This is a genomic window from Shewanella sp. BJSY2023SW007 (genome assembly GCF_047314525.1).
GTDB lineage: Bacteria > Pseudomonadota > Gammaproteobacteria > Enterobacterales > Shewanellaceae > Shewanella > Shewanella chilikensis.
Genome location: NZ_JBKORL010000034.1, coordinates 1 through 5,447, shown reverse-complemented (window position 1 = coordinate 5,447; position 5,447 = coordinate 1). Strand labels below are relative to the sequence as shown.

The window sequence follows — 5,447 nt, the reverse complement described above, 5'->3', positions numbered from 1 at the left end:
CTGACCCAGGTGAACTCCCGCTGGGTATCCGAGTATTTACCATCACTGATAAACAGCCGTCCTTCCCGCCCGGCCACCTTGGTCTTGCTGCTGGCGAAAAAGGCCATCATGCCGCTGTAGCGGCTCAGCTCCTCTTTCAAGGCTTTTTCTTCACCTTTGCCGTACACATTCACTAACACCTTAAACATTGAGCCTTTGTCTGCACCATTAAAAAACTCTGCCCCATAGTTTTCGTGATAATCTCCGAGTTCGTCTTTGAGTGGCTGAAGATTGGCAACTAATAAATTTCTTTGCAAACAGACGCCCGCTTGCTTATGCGGCCAGGGCTGATATTCAATCTTATCTATCGCCTGACGCATCCAGTGCAGCCGCTGCTGCAATATCTCATCCACATTGGGCGCATTGCGGGCTATAAACTTATTGGCGCTGCCTTCAACACTGAGCCCCAACTGCTGCTCCGGAAAATCCTTGAAAAAAAAGCTGGCAAACTTATGTTTTGTATTTGATTCAGGACTACTACGTCTAGAGCCCTCATAAAAAACCACCGTCTTCAGTTCTCGTTCCAAGTCTTTAATAACGTATTTTGTGGGTCGATATCTGTCTGCCTTACTGCGCAATTCCTCCACATAAGCCAGCCATTGCTCAAGCCTGTGTTCACCGGTTATCACCCCTTTCTTGCGGTCGGTATTGTTCTGATGATAGATGTTGATAAAAAACTGCGGCTGACCATAACCCGAGGTGAGCAGTTGCATCTCTTGGGGTAACTCAAACTCAAAACGGCCCACGCAGTGTTTGGTAAACACCATACTCGCCGGTCCTTCTTGCATTTTTTCCGCTTGTGCCATCACAACTTCTCCCTGCCAAAAACAAACTAATGCCAGACTGCCGAGCAGCCCGCGTTTAATCCTCTTGCGATAACCTTCTGCCATCTCTACCCCTTGAATTTCTGGTGAATATCCGGCAGCCAAGACTGAAGCACACCGACCATCAGCTCCCTGACATCGGGGCAATTGTAAAACCCCTGGTGATCCTGGGTCGCCACTAAGCCGATGGTCTGCACCCCTTTGGGATACTTGCCCGCGCCTTCATGCACGGTACCATCACCCTTGGCCGTCTCGCTACCCAACCTGAAGCTGGCGCTTTGAGCCCTAGGCGGCATGTGGGCATGCTGATGGCCATAGCGGTTCTGCTCCATCCAGCTCTTTAACTTGTCTTGATGCTCCGCCAGCTCACTGCTACTCAACAGCTTGACTTCGCCCTTGACCGAGAGCCAGTCATGGTTTTCATCGCCTATGACTTGCCAGCGCTCCACCGCCGCCGTTTCCAGCCCCGGGGTCAAGCTGTTCTGCAGCTGCCACTCACAGGTATCAAACGCCTTGGTGTCCGGGTTATTGCTGTAGAGCAGTGTGGTCGTTGCGTGAAAGTTAGCCGCCAATTTATCGTGAAAGGTTTCACAGGCATCAATACGATCCAAAAATGCCTCTTTATGCTCTTCAAGCTGCTCATCGGTTGGATTGGCCAGCTCAGGTGCCAACAAGGGAGGCTGCACCAGGCTGTACCAGGTATCGAAACGGCGGTAGAAGTCATAAATGCCACTGCCATAGCCTATCTGCAACAGTTCTCGTTTGTCAGGCTGTTTCGCCGGGTCCTTATTGACAAACAGCCACTCACCCTTATTGGTCGCATCCACATAGAGCTTATTGGGCATCAGCTCCAGCCCGCCCTGACAAAAGCCCAGTATTGCCGTGGTATCGGCGGCGTTCTTGCCCAGCACCATTTTGACGACCTGCCCCACAGCACCGTGGCCGACGGCGCCGCAGCGAAACTGAAAATAGGTGGAGGGGCTGCCGTGGGTTGGCATGGCGCCATGGATAACGGCTTCGACTTGAGATTCCAGGCCGCTTAAGATAAAGCCGGCGCGGGAGGCGTATCCGCCCATGGAGTGACTGATAACCACAAACTTAATATCGTCCCTGGTCAGCCCCAGGTTATCGCCTTCTTTATCTTCTTCGAGCAACTGTGCCCTGAATTCCTCAAGTTTATCCTTGAGTCGCTCTCCGGCCACTTTATTGCTGAGCATCCAGTTGTAGCCCACGGCAAATACCGGGAATTGCAGCCCGGGATACAGGCGTTTAAATAACGGCTCCTTCGACTCAAGATATCGAAGCAGCGGGCCATAGCTGTCCCACAGCACTTCGCCCCAACCCCGACGCTTTTTGAGTTCCATCTGCGACTTGGGTACTGAGGTATAGACCCTGAAATAGTCTTCAGTACCTGGATCCACCTCTAATAAATGATCATCCCGATCGATAATCGGCCTTTTTTTATACTCCGTGTTACCATCAACCAACAAGGCCTTACGTTGCACTGGTCCGGCAAAAATCAAATCTTTGATGCGAGGCCAGGCGGCGGCTTTGGTTCGGTACTTACGGCCGGTTTCCGCTATTCCGCGCCCCTTTTCCTTTATCCCTATCCACTTTCGATTAAACCATTTACCTATCCCCTCAAAGAAACCATCATCATCGTCCGCCTGCGCCGCAGCAAGCTCGGCTTCACGTTCGGCCTTCAACTCCATGGCGGTACTGCTGGGACCACTGAACTTTCCCCCGGCAGCGGGGTCCCACACGGACTCCTCGCTTTCCCCATTCATCAAGCGGGTGCCCATAATGCCGGGGACGAACACCAGCGCCACAATACCCTTGCGGCATTTACAATCAGCGTTACAGCTCATAACCAGACTCCATGGTAGAAGATTGCTGTTCCTTGGCCCACTGCAACAAGATAGCCGCTCGTCCTGAAGGCAATCCGGTCTTGGTGACTATGGCACTCACTTCCGGGTCATCGAGTGACACTTGTGCCAAAAACAAGGCCTCGGCCACCAAGCGCAGATGACTCAGCTCGGTGAATCCATATTGATAAGCCTGACTCACTTGCAGCTCGAGCCAGTCATAGCATACCTGCTCATCTGTTGGTGGATTTTCCAGTGATAATAGGTGACGTGCGAGGGCATGGATCTGGTTTCGCCTTTGCCAGTTTGGCATCGCATCCATGATTTCCTGACTCAATTCCCAGCTCATTCGCTTCTCCTTAAGACACTGTCAAGGCAGCATCTCCCTGAATGACTTTGCCACCATGGGCCGTGGACGCACCCTGCAATACCACGGCGATGCCATTGACCGTCAAACTCGGATGTCCCTGAACCAGGGTATCTGGCCCGCCAACCTGGCAGTCACACTTGTGCCCGGTTAAGGCCACAGGAATACCGTTGACCGTTAGAGCACTTTCTCCCTGGTTTATCGGTCCACCAACATGAGGGGTATTGCCGCTGAACATAGGGCAAATATGTTGATGTCCTTTCAATGCAACCGGAGTCCCCATATTAATCCTCCTTAATCGATATCGCCTGGCAGCCGTATCCGTCCGGCTCCCTTTGCCAATTCAGCCAATGGCTATTGAAACGAAAGGGGTTAAGCGATGCATAGAGCACTGACCCCAAAGGCTCCAGAAATACATCCCTTCTGGCTTGCGTTTCTTCGGTTAAATAGTGATGTAAGACCCTGGGGTCGTAGAAACGAAAACGAGTAGTTTCACCATCAGGCTTGACGGCATACAACCTTTGCCCCAGTGCTTCTTTCAGTGGCTGCAGGGCTAGCTCACTCTTGCACCACAGCGCGCTGTGACCATGGGTGTCTTTCTCCAGCATCAGTTTTATCAGCTCGTCCTGTCCCGCAAGATGGAGTAACCAAGGGCCGTTATCCACCAATGCCTGATCCCGGTAATCAAACAGGCTATGACACTCGGCTCCGGCCCCTTTGGCAAACCACAGGGGCTCTGGGCATAGCGCTGCATCCAAGACCAAGTAGTTGGGCCCAAACGCCTTGAGGCTATTTTCCTTCACCATAGTCATACTGTTATTCTCCGCAATCGGGACAAAGATCGACTATCGGGTTGCCCTCTTCTGCGGCACTCTTCAGTGTCGCCAATTGGGGCTTGGCCCCGGTTGTCACAGCCACTGGCCCCTTGAGCTTGATATTGGGAGCTTCGAGAGTGATCCCGCCGGAATCTATGAGTATCTTGCCTCCTGGCCCCTGAATAGTGACTTTCTCCGAGCCATTGAGGGTGAGCGACTTGGTGTGCACCAGCACACTTTCACCGGCTTCCAATAACACCTTTCCCTCAACCTTCTGGGTGTAGTGGCCGCCCACTTCCAAATCGTGATTGGCTCTGGAGTACTCGTGACGACGATCCATGACTTCGAGGCGATAATGACGCTTGATCAGGGTTTGCCTGTCTCTGGTCACTTCCAGCTTTTGATCCTGACCAATCAATGCCTGCTGATCTCGACCTATTTCCAGAAACTCATCCTGCCCCACGTTCAGGCGCTGATCCCGTCCTATGTGCTTTTCTCTATCGTTACCCACCTGATAGTGCTGGTCGTGGTTGATTTCCAGCTTATGGTCTTTCTGGGCATGCAAATAGATGAGTTGATTTTCGGCGGCATCCTCAAAACTCAACTCATTGAATCCCGGCCCCTTGTGGGTTTGGGTCTTGAGCACGGTTTTGGTTTTGTTGGTCGGCAATACATAGGGCACAGGATTGGCAGCATGGTATGTGCGACCGGTAATGATAGGTTGGTCCGGGTCGCCTTCAAGAAAAGAGACTATGACCTCATGACCAATGCGTGGAACCGCCATAAAGCCGTACTGGCCACCGGCCCACCCCTGGCTGACTCGAATCCAACAGCTGCTCTGCTCATTTGCCTGGCCATATCTATCCCAAGGGAACTGCACTTTAACCCGACCATATTTATCACAGAAGATTTCTTCATTTTTAGGCCCTACCACGGTAGCCATATGAGGACCCGTTACCAAGGGTTTGGTCTTGGGCATAGCCAACCAGGGAAGGTTACCCTCTATCGCATGAAAACCGTTTTGATATTGGGTCGGGGTAGTATTGTTGGTTTCCTCTGCCGCAGCGCCCTGTACGCCATGATGTTTCACAGCCACCAGCAGCCAATCACGGTTGAACGCGGTATCCGGATGCTCGGCAAGGTTCATTTTCACTCCGGCACTGGCCGTCACAATACTTGATTGCCCTACGGCCGTTTCTGTGTCGTTGCGCAAGGCTTGCAATCTGGCCGGTGTAAATAATCCCCCCTGAGCATCATCCTTGTAGCGTCCGGGGTAATCAAAATGCTCGTATTTATCCCCTGCTGCCGCTTGATGGAATGCCAACCGCTTGGCGGTTTCTGTTTGTAAAAAGCTATAAGCGGGCTTTTTGAAGCTGTAATCCTTAAGTTCGGTCTTGGCACTCGCCAGTTGCTTGGCATAACTGAAGCTGCGGACAAAAGGCACTTCGCTGTCGCCGCCGCTCAAGGCGTTATAGGGGAATAGTTGTTTGGCCGCTGGCAGCTTGCTGGTGGCATCACAGAAAATCAGCGTATGTTT

The 5,447-nt window shown here is 52.2% G+C and carries 6 protein-coding genes; all 6 read right to left on the bottom strand.

The genetic code is table 11. The features are described 5' to 3' along the window. A partial coding sequence (locus ACMHXE_RS06830; protein WP_413731777.1) for a hypothetical protein occupies positions 1-929 on the bottom strand: 929 nt, incomplete at its 3' end. 2 nt (positions 930-931) lie between these two features. Continuing rightward, a complete protein-coding gene (locus ACMHXE_RS06825) occupies positions 932-2,731 on the bottom strand; it encodes a hypothetical protein (RefSeq protein WP_101057216.1) in 1,800 nt (599 codons plus the stop codon). Then, on the bottom strand, positions 2,721-3,077 hold the full coding sequence (locus tag ACMHXE_RS06820) for a hypothetical protein (protein ID WP_101057218.1): 357 nt from the start codon (positions 3,075-3,077) through the stop codon (positions 2,721-2,723). Before ACMHXE_RS06820 ends, ACMHXE_RS06825 begins: the two co-directional genes overlap by 11 nt. Positions 3,078-3,087: 10 nt before the next feature. Continuing rightward, complete coding sequence (locus ACMHXE_RS06815) at positions 3,088-3,378, bottom strand: PAAR domain-containing protein (RefSeq protein WP_025012114.1); 291 nt, start codon at positions 3,376-3,378, stop codon at positions 3,088-3,090. A gap of 1 nt (position 3,379) precedes the next feature. After that, on the bottom strand, positions 3,380-3,907 hold the full coding sequence (locus ACMHXE_RS06810) for a DUF4123 domain-containing protein (protein ID WP_101057220.1): 528 nt from the start codon (positions 3,905-3,907) through the stop codon (positions 3,380-3,382). 4 nt (positions 3,908-3,911) lie between these two features. Next, on the bottom strand, positions 3,912-5,447 hold a 1,536-nt coding region (gene tssI, locus ACMHXE_RS06805; RefSeq protein WP_413731774.1), incomplete at its 5' end, for a type VI secretion system tip protein TssI/VgrG.